The organism is Oceanimonas marisflavi (assembly GCF_003049725.1).
Lineage (GTDB): Bacteria > Pseudomonadota > Gammaproteobacteria > Enterobacterales > Aeromonadaceae > Oceanimonas > Oceanimonas marisflavi.
In genome coordinates this window covers 87,825-103,200 of sequence record NZ_QAGM01000003.1, presented here as the reverse complement: position 1 = coordinate 103,200, position 15,376 = coordinate 87,825, and the positions used below count along the sequence as shown (strand labels likewise).

The 15,376-nt window shown below is 60.8% G+C and carries 13 protein-coding genes; all 13 read left to right on the top strand.

Annotation, left to right across the window (positions count from 1 at the left end):
- The 13 genes from murD to rraB all read left to right on the top strand — a co-directional run bounded on the left by murD (position 1) and on the right by rraB (position 15,329).
- Positions 1–1,299 carry a UDP-N-acetylmuramoyl-L-alanine--D-glutamate ligase gene (gene murD, locus DA373_RS03200; protein ID WP_107850909.1) on the top strand — a complete coding sequence of 433 codons (1,299 nt, stop codon included), beginning with the start codon at positions 1–3 and terminating at the stop codon, positions 1,297–1,299.
- Complete coding sequence (ftsW, locus tag DA373_RS03195) at positions 1,296–2,471, top strand: cell division protein FtsW (protein WP_107850908.1); 1,176 nt, start codon at positions 1,296–1,298, stop codon at positions 2,469–2,471. Before murD ends, ftsW begins: the two co-directional genes overlap by 4 nt.
- Entirely contained in the window at positions 2,468–3,535 is a 1,068-nt protein-coding gene (murG, locus tag DA373_RS03190) for an undecaprenyldiphospho-muramoylpentapeptide beta-N-acetylglucosaminyltransferase (RefSeq protein WP_114692578.1), read from the top strand. The genes ftsW and murG overlap by 4 nt, the downstream gene beginning before the upstream one ends.
- Before the next feature lie 13 nt (positions 3,536–3,548).
- Entirely contained in the window at positions 3,549–5,006 is a 1,458-nt protein-coding gene (murC, locus tag DA373_RS03185) for a UDP-N-acetylmuramate--L-alanine ligase (RefSeq protein ID WP_107850906.1), read from the top strand.
- Positions 5,003–5,923: a D-alanine--D-alanine ligase gene (locus tag DA373_RS03180; protein WP_232821176.1), complete on the top strand. Its 921-nt coding sequence runs from the start codon at positions 5,003–5,005 to the stop codon at positions 5,921–5,923. Before murC ends, DA373_RS03180 begins: the two co-directional genes overlap by 4 nt.
- 1 nt (position 5,924) lies before the next feature.
- Positions 5,925–6,695: a cell division protein FtsQ/DivIB gene (locus tag DA373_RS03175; RefSeq protein ID WP_107850904.1), complete on the top strand. Its 771-nt coding sequence runs from the start codon at positions 5,925–5,927 to the stop codon at positions 6,693–6,695.
- Positions 6,655–7,911 (top strand): cell division protein FtsA, encoded by a 1,257-nt coding sequence (ftsA, locus tag DA373_RS03170; protein WP_107850903.1) that lies wholly within the window; start codon positions 6,655–6,657, stop codon positions 7,909–7,911. The genes DA373_RS03175 and ftsA overlap by 41 nt, the downstream gene beginning before the upstream one ends.
- A 44-nt stretch (positions 7,912–7,955) precedes the next feature.
- On the top strand, positions 7,956–9,095 hold the full coding sequence (ftsZ, locus tag DA373_RS03165) for a cell division protein FtsZ (RefSeq protein WP_107850902.1): 1,140 nt from the start codon (positions 7,956–7,958) through the stop codon (positions 9,093–9,095).
- Between the two features lie 97 nt (positions 9,096–9,192).
- Positions 9,193–10,116 (top strand): UDP-3-O-acyl-N-acetylglucosamine deacetylase, encoded by a 924-nt coding sequence (gene lpxC / locus DA373_RS03160; protein WP_107850901.1) that lies wholly within the window; start codon positions 9,193–9,195, stop codon positions 10,114–10,116.
- Between the two features lie 366 nt (positions 10,117–10,482).
- Positions 10,483–13,215 carry a preprotein translocase subunit SecA gene (gene secA / locus DA373_RS03155; protein ID WP_107850900.1) on the top strand — a complete coding sequence of 911 codons (2,733 nt, stop codon included), beginning with the start codon at positions 10,483–10,485 and terminating at the stop codon, positions 13,213–13,215.
- Positions 13,216–13,443: 228 nt separating this feature from the next.
- The gene (locus DA373_RS03150) at positions 13,444–14,142 is read left to right on the top strand and encodes a chemotaxis protein (RefSeq protein ID WP_107850899.1); all 699 of its coding nucleotides are present in this window, start codon (positions 13,444–13,446) and stop codon (positions 14,140–14,142) included.
- 87 nt (positions 14,143–14,229) lie between these two features.
- Entirely contained in the window at positions 14,230–14,979 is a 750-nt protein-coding gene (locus tag DA373_RS03145; protein WP_107850898.1) for a 1-acylglycerol-3-phosphate O-acyltransferase, read from the top strand.
- The gene (gene rraB / locus DA373_RS03140) at positions 14,976–15,329 is read left to right on the top strand and encodes a ribonuclease E inhibitor RraB (RefSeq protein WP_107850897.1); all 354 of its coding nucleotides are present in this window, start codon (positions 14,976–14,978) and stop codon (positions 15,327–15,329) included. The genes DA373_RS03145 and rraB overlap by 4 nt, the downstream gene beginning before the upstream one ends.
- Positions 15,330–15,376: the final 47 nt, after the last annotated feature.

Here is a 15,376-nt window from a genome sequence, read left to right as displayed (position 1 = left end):
ATGATCCCTGCTCGCACTGTGATTATCGGACTGGGTCAGACAGGGCTTTCCTGTGTGCATTACTGCATGCGCCGGGGCGTGCGCCCGGTGGTGATGGACACCCGGACCGCGCCGCCGGGCGCCGAGCAGCTGCCTGAAGGGCTGGAGTGCCACTTTGGTGGCCTCAATGCCGGGGTATTGCTCAATGCCGAACTGATCATCGCCAGCCCCGGCGTGCCCCTGGCGACCCCCGGGCTGCAGCAGGCGGCCGGGGCCGGCGTTGAGATCATCGGGGACGTCGAGCTGTTTCTGCGCGAGTGCAGGGCTCCCGTGATTGCGATTACCGGTTCCAACGGCAAGAGCACGGTCACCACCCTGGTGGGCGAGATGGCCGCGGAGGCGGGCCTGGCGGTGGGCGTGGGCGGCAATATCGGCACGCCGGCGCTGGAGCTGCTGAAGGAGCCGCTCAACCTGGCGGTACTGGAGCTGTCCAGTTTTCAGCTCGAAACCACCCCCGGTCTCAACGCACTGGCCGCCACCGTGCTCAATATCAGCGAGGATCACCTGGATCGTTACGACTCCCTGGCCCACTACAGAGACACCAAACTCGGCATCTATCATGGCGCCGGTCTGTGCGTATATAACCGGGAAGACGGTGAGACGCTGCCGCCGGCCGGCAGCCGGGCGGTGAGCTTTGGCCTGAACGAGCAGGACTATGGCCGCGTCGAGCATCAGGGTGAGCGCTGGCTGGCGGTGCATGGCGAGCCGGTGTTACCGGTGCGCGAGCTGCGTATTGTCGGTGCCCACAACCAGCTTAACGCCCTGGCGGCCATGGCCCTGGCGGATGAAGCGGGCATTTCCCGCACTGCCCAGCTGGCGGTGCTGCGCCGGTTTGGCGGTCTGGCTCATCGCTGCCAGTTTATTGCCGAGAAGCAGGGAGTGCGCTGGATCAATGATTCCAAGGCCACCAATGTGGGGGCTACCCTGGCGGCCATCGACGGCATCGCCGATGGCCTGACCGGCCGGCTCTGGCTGATCGCCGGCGGCCAGGGCAAGGGCCAGGACTTTGGACCTCTGGTACCGCTGCTCAGCACGCGAATTGCCGGTATGGCCTGCCTGGGTCAGGACCGGGCGCAGCTGCTTGAGCTGGGTGACAATACCCATGAAGTGGCCGATATGAGTGAGGCTGTATCGTGGTGCGCACAGCAGGCGCAGCCCGGTGACTGGGTGCTGCTGGCTCCGGCCTGCGCCAGCCTCGACATGTATTCCAGCTACCTGGTCCGGGGCGATCACTTCGCCACGCTGGTGGAGGCCCTATGAGGCTGCTGCCCTCCTTGAGTGCAGACTGGCTGCTTCGCCCGTCTCAGGGCCATATCTATGACCGTCAGCTGGTGATCCTGTCGCTGGCACTGATGGTTATTGGCCTGGTGATGGTGTCGTCCGCCTCCATTGCCGAGGGCATAGCGGTGGGAGACGATCCCTTTTATTTCGTCAAGCGTCACGGCAGCTTTCTGCTGATTTGTCTGTTTCTCAGTGTGCTGGTGCTGCAGGTGCCCATGGAGCGCTGGCAACAGTACAACGGCAGCTTTCTGATCCTGGCGCTGCTCATGCTGGTGCTGGTGCTGGTGGCCGGCCGCGAAATCAATGGCAGCAAGCGCTGGCTGGCGCTGGGCCTCTTTAACGTGCAGCCGGCGGAAATCGCCAAACTGGCCCTGTTTACCTTTCTGGCCGGCTTTCTGGTGCGCAAGCAGGACGAGGTGCGTGGTCACTGGAAGGGGTTTCTCAAGCCGCTGGCGGTCATGGGCATGTTGTCGTTTCTGCTGCTGATGCAGCCGGATCTGGGATCCGTGGTGGTGCTGTTTGTGACCACGCTGGGCATGCTGTTTATCGCCGGCGCACGAATGGGCCAGTTTATCAGCCTGGTGTTGCTGGGGGCCGCCTTGGTGGCGGGCCTGATCGCCATGGCCCCCTACCGGGTCAAGCGGGTGACCTCCTTTCTTAACCCCTGGGACGATCCCTTTGGCAGCGGTTATCAGCTGACCCAGTCGCTGATGGCCTTTGGCCGGGGCGGCTGGTTTGGGGAGGGGCTGGGCAACTCCATTCAGAAGCTGGAATACCTGCCCGAGGCCCACACCGACTTTGTGTTTGCCATTCTCGGCGAGGAGCTGGGCTTTACCGGGGTGATGCTGGTGCTGCTGCTGCAGTGCTGGCTGGCGTTCAAGGCCCTGCGCATTGGTCAGAAGGTACTCAATGGCGGCCGGCAATATGAGGGCTATCTCGCCATGGGCATCGGCATCTGGTTCAGCTTTCAGACCGTGGTCAATGTGGGCGCGGCTTCGGGCATGCTGCCCACCAAGGGCCTGACCCTGCCCCTGGTGAGTTACGGCGGCTCCAGCCTGCTGGTGATGAGTGCCGCCGTGGCCATTCTGGTGCGCATCGACTTTGAATGGCGGCGTGATCATATGCAGGCCAGACAGCGGGAGGCATTGTGAGCGAAAACAAAACCCTGCTGGTGATGGCCGGCGGTACCGGCGGCCATGTTTTTCCCGGACTGGCGGTGGCAGACTTGCTGGAGCAGGAAGGCTGGACCATTCACTGGCTGGGTACTGCCGATCGGATGGAGGCTCAGCTGGTTCCAAAGCATGGCTATCCGCTGCATACCATCAGTATTTCCGGCGTGCGTGGCAATGGGGTCAAACGTCTGCTTTCAGCCCCGTTTAAAATCGCCAATGCCGTGCGCCAGGCCCGGCGCATACTCAAGCAAACCCGGCCCGATGTGGTGCTGGGCATGGGCGGCTTTGCCGCCGGCCCGGGCGGGCTGGCGGCCAGGCTGGCAGGTATTCCGCTGGTGCTGCACGAACAGAACGCCGCCGCCGGCATGACCAACCGGCTGCTGGCACGCATGGCCAGCAAGGTACTAATGGCCTTTCCCGGTGCCTTTGACGAGGGCGAGGTGGTTGGCAACCCGGTTCGCCCTGAGGTGGTGGCCCTGCCGGCCCCGGCCGAACGGATAGGCACCGGGGAGCAGCCGCTGCGGCTGCTGGTGGTGGGCGGCAGCCTGGGCGCGAAAGTGCTTAACGAGACCCTGCCCGAGGCACTGGCACTGGTGAAGGCCCGGATGACGGTGCGCCATCAGTGCGGCCGGGGCAACAGCACGGCGGTACAGGCCGCCTATCAGGCGCAGGGGGTGAAGGCCGAGGTGAGTGATTTTATTACCGATATGGCCGCCGCCTACGGCGAGGCCGATCTGGTGGTGTGCCGGGCGGGTGCGCTGACGGTATCGGAAGTGGCTGCGGCGGGCATTGGCGCCATTTTTGTGCCCCTGCCTCATGCAGTGGACGACCACCAGACAAAAAATGCACAGGCGCTGGTGAATGAAGGCGCGGCCCTGCTGATGCCGCAGCGCATGCTCACGCCGGCAGCACTGGCGCAACAACTGGAACAACTGGCCGGCAGCCGTGAGCAGCTGCTGGACATGGCCGGCAGAGCCCGGCAACTGGCGATTACCGATGCGGCGGTGCGGGTGGCGGACTGCCTGCGCGCCCTGGCGAAATAAACGAGAGACTGGCATGACCAAGGTTGAACTGGCAAAACTGAGAAGCATGATCCCCGAGATGAGAAGGGTCAGACGCATTCACTTTATCGGCATCGGTGGCGCCGGTATGGGGGGGATTGCCGAGGTGCTCGCCAACGAGGGCTATGCCATTACCGGCTCTGATATTGCCCATAATCCGGTGACCGACCGCTTGCAGGCCATGGGGGCCACCATTTTTCTGGGCCATGATGCCCGGCAGGTAGCCGGAGCCAGCGTGGTGGTGGTGTCCACCGCCATTCAGGCCGACAACCCCGAGCTGCTGGCGGCGCGGGATCTGCGCATTCCGGTGGTGCGTCGGGCCGAAATGCTGGCGGAGCTGATGCGTTTTCGCCACGGCGTTGCGGTGGCCGGCACCCACGGCAAGACCACCACCACCAGCCTGGTGGCCAGCATCTACGGCGAGGCGGAGCGGGATCCCACCTTTGTGATTGGTGGTCTGCTCAACAGCGCCGGCTGCAACGCCCGCCTGGGCTCCAGCCGCTATCTGATCGCCGAGGCCGATGAAAGCGATGCCTCCTTCCTGCATCTGCAGCCCATGGTCTCCATCGTCACCAATATTGAAGCGGATCACATGGACACCTATGGCGGCGATTTCAGCAAGCTGGAAGGCACCTTTATCGATTTTCTGCACAACCTGCCCTTCTATGGCCTGGCGGTGCTGTGTATCGATGACGAGGTGGTGCAGAGCCTGCTGCCGCGTATCGGCCGTCAGTTTGTGACCTATGGCTTTAATGCAGAAGCCGATTACCGGGTAGAAGACTTTCAGCAGAGCGCGGATCACAGCCGTTTTCGCGTGTGCCGTCCCGATGGCAGCTGCCTGGACGTGCAGCTCAACCTGCCGGGCCGGCACAATGCCCAGAATGCGGCGGCGGCGATTGCCGTGGCTTGCGAAGATGGCATTGAAGACGGAGCCATTCTGGCGGCGCTGAAAAAATTTGAGGGCGTGGGCCGGCGCTTTCAGCAATATGGCGAGTTCGACACCGGCCGTGGCCGGGTCAAGCTGGTGGACGATTACGGCCACCATCCGAGCGAGGTGCGCGCCACCCAGAAGGCGGTGCGCGCCGGCTGGCCCGAGCGCCGGCTGGTGACCATTTACCAGCCTCATCGTTACACCCGCACCCGGGATCTGTATGAGGATTTTGTCGATGTCCTGTCAAAAAGCGATGTGCTGATCCTGCTGGAAGTGTACAGTGCAGGCGAATCACCCATTCCCGGCGCCGACAGCCGGGCCCTGTGCCGCAGCATTCGCAGCCGGGGCCAGGAGCCCATTTACGTGGCCACCCCCGATGAGGTGCCCATGGTGCTGGCGGACCTGATGCAGGACGGCGACATTGTACTGACTCAGGGCGCCGGCAACGTGGGCGCCCTGGCCCGCAAGCTGGGTGCCTTTAAACTCTCGGTCGAGGCGATGAAACAGCAAGGAGAGCAATGATGGAACAATTCGGCAAGGTGGCTGTGCTCTTTGGCGGACGTTCCGCCGAGCGGGAAGTGTCGCTGCGCTCCGGCGCCGCCGTGCTCGCCGGTCTGCAGCGGGCGGGAGTCAATGCCCACGGCATAGATACCCGGGATTACCCCCTGGCGCAACTGAAGGAAGAGGGCTTTGACCGCGCCTTTATCGTGGTGCACGGCCGGGGCGGCGAAGACGGCACCCTGCAGGGTGCGCTGGAGCATCTGGGCATTCCCTACACCGGCTCCCGGGTGCTGGGGGCGGCGCTGGCCATGGACAAGATCCGCACCAAACAGGTGTGGCGCGCCATGGGGCTGCCCACCGCCGATTTTGAAATCGTGCGCCGCAAGCATTATCGCTCCGAGCAGGCCGGTGAGCTGATGGCTCGTTTTGGCGGGCCCGTGTTCGTCAAGCCGTCTCACGAGGGTTCCAGTATCGGCATGGCCCGGGCGGCAAGTGCCGCTGAGCTGGCCGCAGCCATTGACGCAGCCTTTGAATTTGATGACGAGGTGCTGCTGGAGCGTTTTATCGACGGCGATGAATACACCGTCAGCATTCTCGGTGAGCAAGCGCTGCCAGCCATTCGTCTGCGCACACCCCACACCTTTTACGACTACTCGGCCAAATACCAGTCGGGCGACACCGAATACCTGTGCCCCTGTGGCCTGAGTGAGCCGGAAGAGCAGGAGCTGGGCGAGCTGTGCCTGCGCGCCTTTGACGCGGTGGCCGCCAGTGGCTGGGGCCGGGTGGATCTGATGCGTGATCGCAGCGGTCAGTGGTGGTTGCTGGAGGTCAATACGGTGCCGGGCATGACCGAAACCAGTCTGGTGCCCAAGGCGGCCCGGGTGGCCGGCCTCGACTTTGACCAGCTGGTGGTGCGCGTGCTGGAAATGGCGGACTGACATGAGCGAGGCCGCTGTTCCCCGTACCCGGCTGGGTTTTCTGTCTGGTCTGGTGTTCTTTCTGCTGGTGCTGAGCGGCCTGCTATGGAGCCTTTGGCAGGCGGTGATCTGGGCCACGGCGGCCAACCAGGTGCCGGTAAACAGCCTGATTGTGCAGGGCGAGCACCGCTTTGTCAGCCGGGATGATATTCGTCAGTCGGTGCTGGCGCTGCCCGAAGTGGGTAACTTTTTCACTCTGGAGGTGGACCGGGTGCAACAGCAACTGCTGCAGCTTCCCTGGGTATACCAGGCCTCGGTGCGCAAACAGTGGCCCGACAGCCTGCGGGTTTATATTGTCGAGCAGCCGGTGGTGGCATTGTGGAACGAGGATGCCCTGGTCAATACTCATGGCGAGGTGTTTGAGGCCGACAGAGGGGAGCTTGAGCTGATAGCGCTGTCGGGCCCGGACGAAGAAGCCGCTCGTGTGCTGGAAGAATACCGGAGATTAAAGCCGTTGCTGGAAACCAAAGGCTATGACATCAGCCGGCTGCACCTGACGCCACGGTTTTCCTGGGAGCTGACCCTGAGTGACGGCGTCAGGCTGATACTGGGGCGGGACGACATCGAAGCCCGTCTGCAACGATTTGTGAATGTCTATCCGGGCATTACCGGACGCGAGCGAGTGGCTTATCTCGACCTGCGTTACGATACCGGACTGGCAGTGGGATGGAAGCAGGACGAAGAGACGAAGAATGACCAAGAGCGCGGAACGAAATCTGATCGTCGGGCTTGATATCGGCACGGCCAAGGTCACCGCCCTGGTGGGCGAAGTGCTACCGGACGGTGATCTGAACATCATCGGTCTGGGCAGCCATGCTGCAAAGGGCATGGACAAGGGCGGCGTGAACGATCTCGAGTCGGTGGTCAAATCCCTCAAACGGGCGGTGGACGAGGCCGAAATGATGGCCGACTGCCAGATCACCTCCGTGTATCTGGGGCTGTCGGGCAAGCATATCGAGTGCCGTAACGAAACCGGCATGGTGCCGGTGTCCGACGAGGAAGTGACCCAGGAAGACATGGACAATGTGATCCACACCGCCAAGTCGGTGCGCTTGTCCGATGAGCACAGGGTATTGCATGTGATCCCTCAGGAGTACTCCATCGACTTTCAGGAGGGGATCAAAAACCCCATCGGTCTGTCGGGAGTGCGCATGCATGCCAAGGTGCATCTCATCACCTGCCATAACGACATGGCGCGCAACATTGAAAAGTGCGTGGAGCGCCTGGGGCTGCGGGTAGACCAGCTTATTTTCAGCGCCCTGGCGTCCAGCTATGCGGTGCTGACCGAAGATGAAAAGGAGCTGGGTGTATGCGTAGTGGACATCGGCGGCGGCACCATGGACATGGCGGTATTTACCGGTGGCGCCCTGCGTCACACCAGGGTGATTCCCTATGCCGGCAGCACGGTGACCAGTGACATCGCCTACGCCTTTGGCACGCCGCCCCTGGATGCGGAGGCCATCAAGGTACGCCATGGCTGTGCCTTCAGTCGGCTGGTGAGCAAGGAAGACAACATCGAAGTGCCCAGTGTGGGCGGCCGGCCGGCGCGCAGCCTGCAGCGCCAGACCCTGGCGGAGGTGATCGAGCCCCGCTACAGCGAGCTGCTGGGCATGATCAACCAGGAGCTGACCCGGGTACAGCATGAGCTGAAGAAGGCCGGGGTCAAGCATCAGCTGGCCGCCGGCCTGGTGCTGACCGGCGGCGCCGCCCAGATTGAAGGCCTGGTGGAGTGCGCCGAGCAGATTTTCCAGTGCCAGGTGCGCATCGGTCAGCCTGGTGGCGTCAAGGGATTATCGGATTATGTTGAGACACCTGTGTATTCCACCGCCGTAGGCTTGTTGCAATACGGCAAGGAACATCAGTCCATGCCTCAGCAGGAATACAGCAGCAAGTCCAGTGTCGGCGGCCTGCTCAAGCGGGTTGGCAACTGGCTGCGTGGTGAATTTTAATCCTGGCAGGAAACCAGGACCAAAGCGGAGAGAGGGGTAATCCTATGTTTGAACTGATGAATGATCACGAGCAGGAAGCCGTCATTAAAGTGGTTGGTGTCGGTGGCGGCGGCGGTAACGCCGTTGAACACATGGTGCGGGAAAACCTGGAAGGGGTTGAATTCCTGGCCATTAACACCGATGCCCAGGCGCTGCGTAATGCCAGCGCCCACCATACCCTGCAGGTCGGCAGCGCCATTACGAAAGGCCTGGGCGCGGGTGCCAATCCGGAAGTAGGGCGCGATGCGGCGTTGGAAGACAAGGACGCCATTCGCGATCTGCTGGACGGCGCCGACATGGTGTTTATTGCCGCCGGCATGGGTGGTGGCACCGGTACCGGCGCCGCCCCTGTGGTGGCCGAGGTGGCCAAGGAGCTGGGTATTCTGACGGTGGCGGTAGTGACCAAGCCCTTTGCCTTTGAAGGCAAAAAGCGCATGAACTACGCCCAGCAGGGCATCAACGAGCTGGCCAAGCACGTTGACTCGCTGATCACCATTCCCAACGACAAGCTGCTCAAGGTGCTGGGCCGGGGCATTTCCCTGCTGGATGCCTTCAAGGCGGCCAACAACGTGCTGCTGGGTGCGGTTCAGGGCATTGCCGAACTGATCACCCGTCCGGGCCTGATCAACGTCGACTTCGCCGACGTGCGTACCGTGATGCGGGAAATGGGTACCGCCATGATGGGTACCGGTCACGCCACCGGTGAAGACAGAGCCGAGGAAGCCGCCGAGAAGGCCATTTCCAGCCCGCTGCTGGAAGACGTGGATCTGGCCGGCGCCCGGGGCATTCTGGTCAACATCACCGCCGGTCTCGACATGAGCATCGAAGAGTTTGAAACCGTGGGCAACGCGGTCAAGGCCTTTGCTTCCGAGAACGCCACCGTGGTGGTGGGCACCGTACTGGATCCGGAAATCACCGACGAGCTGCGGGTCACCGTGGTGGCCACCGGCATCGGTGCCGAGCGCAAGCCCGATATTACCCTGGTGAAGTCCGGTAACAGCCGCGACGACAACGGCCTGCGCCGTGCCGACAGCGGCCACGACGAACAGCCCGGCAAGCTGGCGGTGAATGCCGACAATACTCAGGTCAAAACCGATCTGGATTACCTGGATATTCCGGCCTTTCTGCGCAAGCAGGCTGACTGAAAAATACGCTGAATTGGCGTGACCGGGCAAAAATGTGTTAGCATATGTGGCCATTTTATATGGTTCGAATCGGGCTATCTGACTAACGGACAATCCTATGATTAGACAACGAACTCTGAAAAATACCGTGCAGGCCACCGGAATCGGCCTGCATTCCGGTCACAAGGTGCAGCTGCGCTTTGTTCCCGCGCCGGCCAACACAGGTATTGTGTTTCGTCGTACCGATCTGGATCCGCAGGTCGAGATTCGGGCCGACGCCGATCTGGTGAAGGACACCATGCTGTGCACTGCCCTGGTAAACGATGCCGGTGTGCGGGTATCCACCATTGAGCACCTTTCCGCCGCCCTGGCGGGGCTGGGTATCGACAACCTTTATATCGAGGTGGATGCCCCCGAGGTGCCGGTGATGGATGGCAGCTCTCATCCCTTTATTTACCTGCTGCAGTCCGGTGGTATTCGCGAGCTGAACGCGCTCAAGCGTTTTATTCGCATCAAAAAGCCGGTACGGGTGGAAGACGGTGACAAGTGGGCCGAGCTGCGCCCCTTTAACAAGGGCTTTCGCATGGATCTGACCATCGACTTCAAGCACCCGGTGTTTGAAGGCCGCAGTCAGCATCTGGTACTGGATTTTTCCGGTGCCTCCTTTGTGAAAGAACTGAGCCGGGCCAGAACCTTTGGCTTTATGCGTGATATCGAGTATCTGCACTCCCAGAACCTGGCGCTGGGCGGCAGCCTGGAAAACGCTGTGGTGCTGGATGAGTACAAGGTGCTCAACGAGGACGGCCTGCGCTATCCCGACGAGTTTGTGAAGCACAAGATGCTGGACGCCATCGGCGACCTGTATATGTGCAATCACAGCATTCTGGGTGAGTTCTGTGCCTACAAGACCGGTCATGCCCTGAACAACAATCTGTTGCGGGCCATGCTGGCGCAGACCGATGCCTGGGAAATGGTCACCTTTGGCGATGAAGGCGCCGAATCGCCGATCCGTTACTACGACACCGCCTTTCAGCCCGCCTGATCCTGTATGCACACGCCGGCACCTCTCCGCGCCGGCGTGGTTTTTCCGCGATTTCTGCTACAAAGCGCGTCAGTTTTTATCTCGCCTGGCTCAGGCCTCCCCCTTTTGGTGCCGGCTCCCCTTGAATAACAGCCCTTTCATCACCATATAATTTCCGTTCCGAGCATATACCGGCATGCCGCCAGCACAGATGAGTGCCATTCTTCGGCGGCAGACTCTTTTACCCTGTGCCCCAACGGGTTACATTTGCATGATGAAATGTCAGAACAGGGCCGGCCACCCGGGGCCATGCCTTACCGGCACTATTTTCGTTATGGCCTCGCCGGCGCGTGAGGCATCCTTTTTCAACATCACAATTGGCCAAGCATGATTACCAAACTCTTCACTCGAATAATTGGCAGCCGTAATGACCGTACCCTCAAGCGACTGCGCAAGGTAGTAAATGAAATCAATGCCATGGAGCCGAAGTTCGAGGCCCTGTCGGACGCCGAGCTGCAGGGCAAAACGGTGGAGTTCCGTGCTCGCCTGGAGCAGGGTGAAACCCTGGAGCAGATTTTGCCCGAGGCCTTTGCGGTGGTGCGCGAGGCCTCCAAGCGGGTGTTTGCCATGCGCCACTTCGACGTGCAGATGATCGGCGGCATGGTGCTCAACAACAACCAGATAGCCGAAATGAAAACCGGTGAAGGCAAGACCCTGACCGGTACCCTGCCGGTGTACCTGAATGCCCTCAGTGGCCGTGGCGTACACGTGGTGACGGTGAATGACTACCTGGCCCGGCGCGACGCCGAAGGCAACCGGCCGCTGTTTGAATTCCTGGGCCTGACCGTGGGCTGCAACCTGCCGGGCATGAGCCACCAGGAAAAACAGGCCGCCTACGCCTGCGACATCACCTACGGTACCAACAACGAATTCGGTTTTGACTATCTGCGGGACAACATGGCGTTTTCGCCCCAGCAGCGAGTGCAGCGGCCCCTGAATTACGCTCTGGTGGACGAAGTGGATTCTGTGTTGATCGACGAGGCCCGTACGCCGCTGATTATCTCCGGTCCGGCGGAAGACAGCTCCGAGCTGTATATTCGCATCAACACCCTGATCCCCAAACTGGTGAAACAGGACAAGGAAGATACTGAGGAATATACCGGTGATGGCCACTACACGGTGGATGAAAAGAACAAGCAGGCGCTGCTCACCGAGAACGGTCAGATCTTCGTGGAAGACGAGCTCAAGCGCATGGGCCTGCTGCAGGAAGACGACTCCCTGTTCTCTGCCGGCAACATTACCCTGCTGGCCCACGTCAACGCAGGCCTGCGCGCCCACACTTTATTTGAACGCAACGTTGACTATATCGTGCAGAACGATGAAGTGGTGATTGTGGACGAGCATACCGGCCGCACCATGCCGGGCCGTCGCTGGTCCGAGGGTCTGCACCAGGCGGTGGAAGCCAAGGAAGGGGTGAAGATCCAGAACGAGAACCAGACCCTGGCCTCGATTACCTTTCAGAATTACTTCCGCCTGTACGACAAGCTGGCGGGCATGACCGGCACCGCCGATACCGAAGCCTTTGAATTCCAGCATATCTATGGTCTGGATACTGTGGTGATCCCCACCAACAAGCCGATGATCCGCAAGGACATGGGTGATCTGGTGTACCTGACCGCCATGGAGAAGTACCAGGCCATTGTCGCCGACATCAAGGACTGTGTGGAGCGGGGCCAGCCGGTGCTGGTGGGCACCGTCTCCATCGAAAACTCCGAGCTGATCTCCTCCATTCTCGACAAGCAGGGTATTCGGCATCAGGTACTCAACGCCAAGTTCCACCAGAAGGAGGCGGAGATCATCGCTCAGGCCGGCCGTGCCGGCACCGTGACCATCGCCACCAACATGGCGGGCCGGGGTACCGATATTGTGCTCGGCGGCAGCTGGCAGACGGAAATCGAGGCCCTGGGTGAAGGCGCCACCGAGGAGCAAATCGCCGCCATCAAGGCCGACTGGCAGCAGCGCCACGAGGCGGTGCTGGCCGCCGGCGGCCTGCATATTATCGGCACCGAGCGTCACGAGTCCCGCCGCATCGACAATCAGCTGCGGGGCCGGGCCGGCCGCCAGGGCGACCCGGGCTCCAGCCGTTTCTATCTGTCGATGGAAGACGCCCTGATGCGCATCTTTGCCTCGGATCGAGTCACCGGCATGATGAAAAAGCTGGGCATGGAAGAAGGCGAGGCCATCGAGCACCCCTGGGTAACCCGGGCCATCGAAAACGCCCAGCGCAAGGTGGAAACCCGCAACTTTGACATTCGTAAGAATCTGCTTGAGTTTGACGATGTCGCCAATGATCAGCGCAAAGTCGTGTATGAGCAGCGCAACGAACTGCTCGACTCCGGTGATATTCGCGACACCATCGCGGTGATCCGGGAAGACGTACTTACCGACGTGGTCAATGAATACATTCCGCCCCAGTCTCTGGAAGAAATGTGGGATGTGCCCGGCCTGGAACAGCGGCTGAAAAGCGATTTCGCCCTGGAGCTGCCCATCACTGAATGGCTCAAGCAGGACGACAAACTGCACGACGAGCAGATCCTGGAACGGGTACTGGCCGAAGCCGGCAAAGCCTATGAAGAGAAGGAAGCCGTGGTCGGCGCCGACGTGCTGCGCCAGTTTGAAACCTCGGTGATGCTGCAGACCCTCGACAACCTGTGGAAGGAACATCTGGCGGCCATGGACCATCTGCGCCAGGGCATTCATCTGCGTGGCTATGCCCAGAAAAACCCCAAACAGGAATACAAGCGCGAGTCCTACGAGCTGTTTACCCAGATGCTGGAGAACCTCAAGCGGGAAGTGGTCAGCATTCTCAGCCGGGTGCGGGTGCAGTCCCAGGAAGAAGTGGAGGAGGCCGAAGCCAGACGGCGTGAGGCAGCCGAGCGCCTGCCCCAGAGCTACAGCCATGCCGAGGCGGAAAACCCGCTGGCCGAAGAAGGACAATCCGCTGCCGCGACCGGTGAGGGGGCCCCCTTTGTGCGCGAAGGCCAGAAGGTGGGTCGTAACGATCCCTGCCCCTGCGGCTCGGGCAAGAAATACAAGCAGTGTCATGGCAAGCTGAGCTGAGTACGCCGCTGCTGAATACACGGGCCGCCCTTGGGCGGCCTTTTTTTGCTCCGCTAAACATCACTTTTCTGACATATCTCCCTGCGGCAGGCCGTCTTGTGAGCGTTTCGCGCCAAATCCCTGTGGCAGTGATAGGGGTGGTTTCACTTGGCAATACTTTGGCCGATAATTCCCTTCCCCTACGAGGGATATACAAAACAATAAAACGGGATAAGAAAAGGGGCTGATATGCATTACAGAGTAATTCTGCGGCTGACACTGTGCCTGGCTCCGGCGTTGTTACTTATGAGCGGGGGAGCCTTATACCTGTTGTTGCAGTCCCAGAAGGGACTGGAGCAGGCCCAGCAAATACGGTTTGAGTATACCGGCACCGCCAACCAGATACAGTTACTGTCAGAGCAGCTCAGCGCCAGCATTCGCGACTATGTCTACACCGGCTCTGAGCGGGCCCTTGCTTCCTACTATCATACCCTGGCGGTTACTGAGGGGCGCATGGCCCGCCCCAATGGCAGGCTGCTCTCGAACGCGCAGCTGCTGCGCGAAATGATGCTTAGCCGGGAAGAGCTCAACCTGCTGGAAAGGGCGCGCCAGGCTACCCTGACTCTGGCGCGGCTGGAGGCGGAGGCGCTGCGGTTGATGGAGTCGGGAAACCACTCCCGGGCCCGGGGGAAGGTGTTCAATGCCGATTACGATCGTTACAGTGATGTGATGAGTGAGTCGGTTGGCCAGTTTATCAGCCTGCTACAGACCAGGCTGGAACGAAGCATCGAACAGCAGCGCATGCAAAACCACTACGCCACCATAGCCATGGTGATCCTGTCTCTGCTGCTGGCCCTGGCTGGTGTGGGCCTGGGATGGTGGCTCTGTAGCAATGAACCGGATGGAAAACGTCTGGTGCCGGGAACGGGCTGCAGAGCTGGGCACTGAAGCCCTGGCTCCTGCATGAGTCCTCCGGCCTTGTTCCCCTGGAAAGCGGTCAGTATACTGCCGTGTCTCAAATTGCGAGGATTGTTCATGTTAAAGCTGTTGCGGATATTGTTGCTTGGTCTGGCCATGGTCGTTGTGTTTGTGCTGGGTACCCTGGTGTGCCTGGTTCGTCCTCGTCATCCGAACAACGTCTATCTGCTCGGTCGTCTGTTTCACCTGGCCTGCCCGCTGGTTGGCCTCAAGGTCAGCATTCGCGGCCGTGAACATGTCAGGAGCCTCGACTCGGCCATTTATATCGCCAATCACCAGACCAACTGGGACATCATTACCCATCCGGGAGTGCTGTCGCCGCGTACCGTGGCCATCGGCAAAAACAGCCTGTTCTGGATCCCTCTGTTCGGCCCCCTGTTCTGGCTCAGTGGCAATCTGCTGATCAACCGTGAAAACAAGGCCAAGGCCGCCAGTACCATCGGCAAGGTGGTGGAAAAAATCCGCAGCCGCAAGCTGTCCATCTGGATGTTTCCCGAAGGCACCCGCAGCAAGGGCAAAGGGCTGCTGCCGTTCAAGACCGGCGCCTTTCATATTGCTCTGCAGGCCAGGGTGCCCATTGTGCCCATTGCCTGCTCCAGCTATTTTGGTCAGGTGGATCTCAACCGCTGGGATAATGGTGAAGTGATTATCGAAATTATGCCGCCCATCGACGTGAGCGACCTTGAGCCGGCACAGCTGCGCGACCTGCTCAAGCAGAGCCGCAAGCAGATTGCCGATGGCATTGCCCGGCTCGACAAGGAAGTCCGCCGCCCTGACTCTCTTACCCAAACCGGAGCCGAATCATGAGCCAAGCCACCGACTGGCGGGCAGAGACCCGCGAAATCATTGAATCCCTGCTGAATGATGGCAGTAACCCCGATGCCGAATACACCATAGAGCACCACTTTTCCGGCCAGAACTTTGCCCGGCTGGAAAAGGCAGCGGTGGACTGCTTCAAGGCCGGCTACGAGGTAACCGATGCCGAGGAGCTGACCCTGGAGCGGGGCCAGACCCTGCTGTGTTTTGACGCAGTGACCGACAGCGCCCTCGACGAGGAGCAGATCATGCAGCAGGTGGCCGAGCTGTTGCCCATCGCCGAGAAATACGGCATCGATTACGATGGCTGGGGCACCTACTTTGAGGAGGCCGGCGAGTAACAACCTCGGCATGGCGTGACGGGCTCGGCTAAGCTTGATCCATACAT

Bases quoted from the DNA above. Each gene is read 5' to 3' on its own strand.
- ftsW (WP_107850908.1), top strand. From the start codon at position 1,296: ATGAGGCTGCTGCCCTCCTTGAGTGCAGACTGGCTGCTTCGCCCGTCT.
- murC (WP_107850906.1), top strand. From the start codon at position 3,549: ATGACCAAGGTTGAACTGGCAAAACTGAGAAGCATGATCCCCGAGATG.
- secA (WP_107850900.1), top strand. From the start codon at position 10,483: ATGATTACCAAACTCTTCACTCGAATAATTGGCAGCCGTAATGACCGT.
- DA373_RS03145 (WP_107850898.1), top strand. From the start codon at position 14,230: ATGTTAAAGCTGTTGCGGATATTGTTGCTTGGTCTGGCCATGGTCGTT.
- DA373_RS03180 (WP_232821176.1), top strand. From the start codon at position 5,003: ATGATGGAACAATTCGGCAAGGTGGCTGTGCTCTTTGGCGGACGTTCC.
- lpxC (WP_107850901.1), top strand. From the start codon at position 9,193: ATGATTAGACAACGAACTCTGAAAAATACCGTGCAGGCCACCGGAATC.
- murD (WP_107850909.1), top strand. From the start codon at position 1: ATGATCCCTGCTCGCACTGTGATTATCGGACTGGGTCAGACAGGGCTT.
- rraB (WP_107850897.1), top strand. From the start codon at position 14,976: ATGAGCCAAGCCACCGACTGGCGGGCAGAGACCCGCGAAATCATTGAA.
- DA373_RS03150 (WP_107850899.1), top strand. From the start codon at position 13,444: ATGCATTACAGAGTAATTCTGCGGCTGACACTGTGCCTGGCTCCGGCG.
- ftsZ (WP_107850902.1), top strand. From the start codon at position 7,956: ATGTTTGAACTGATGAATGATCACGAGCAGGAAGCCGTCATTAAAGTG.
- ftsA (WP_107850903.1), top strand. From the start codon at position 6,655: ATGACCAAGAGCGCGGAACGAAATCTGATCGTCGGGCTTGATATCGGC.
- DA373_RS03175 (WP_107850904.1), top strand. From the start codon at position 5,925: ATGAGCGAGGCCGCTGTTCCCCGTACCCGGCTGGGTTTTCTGTCTGGT.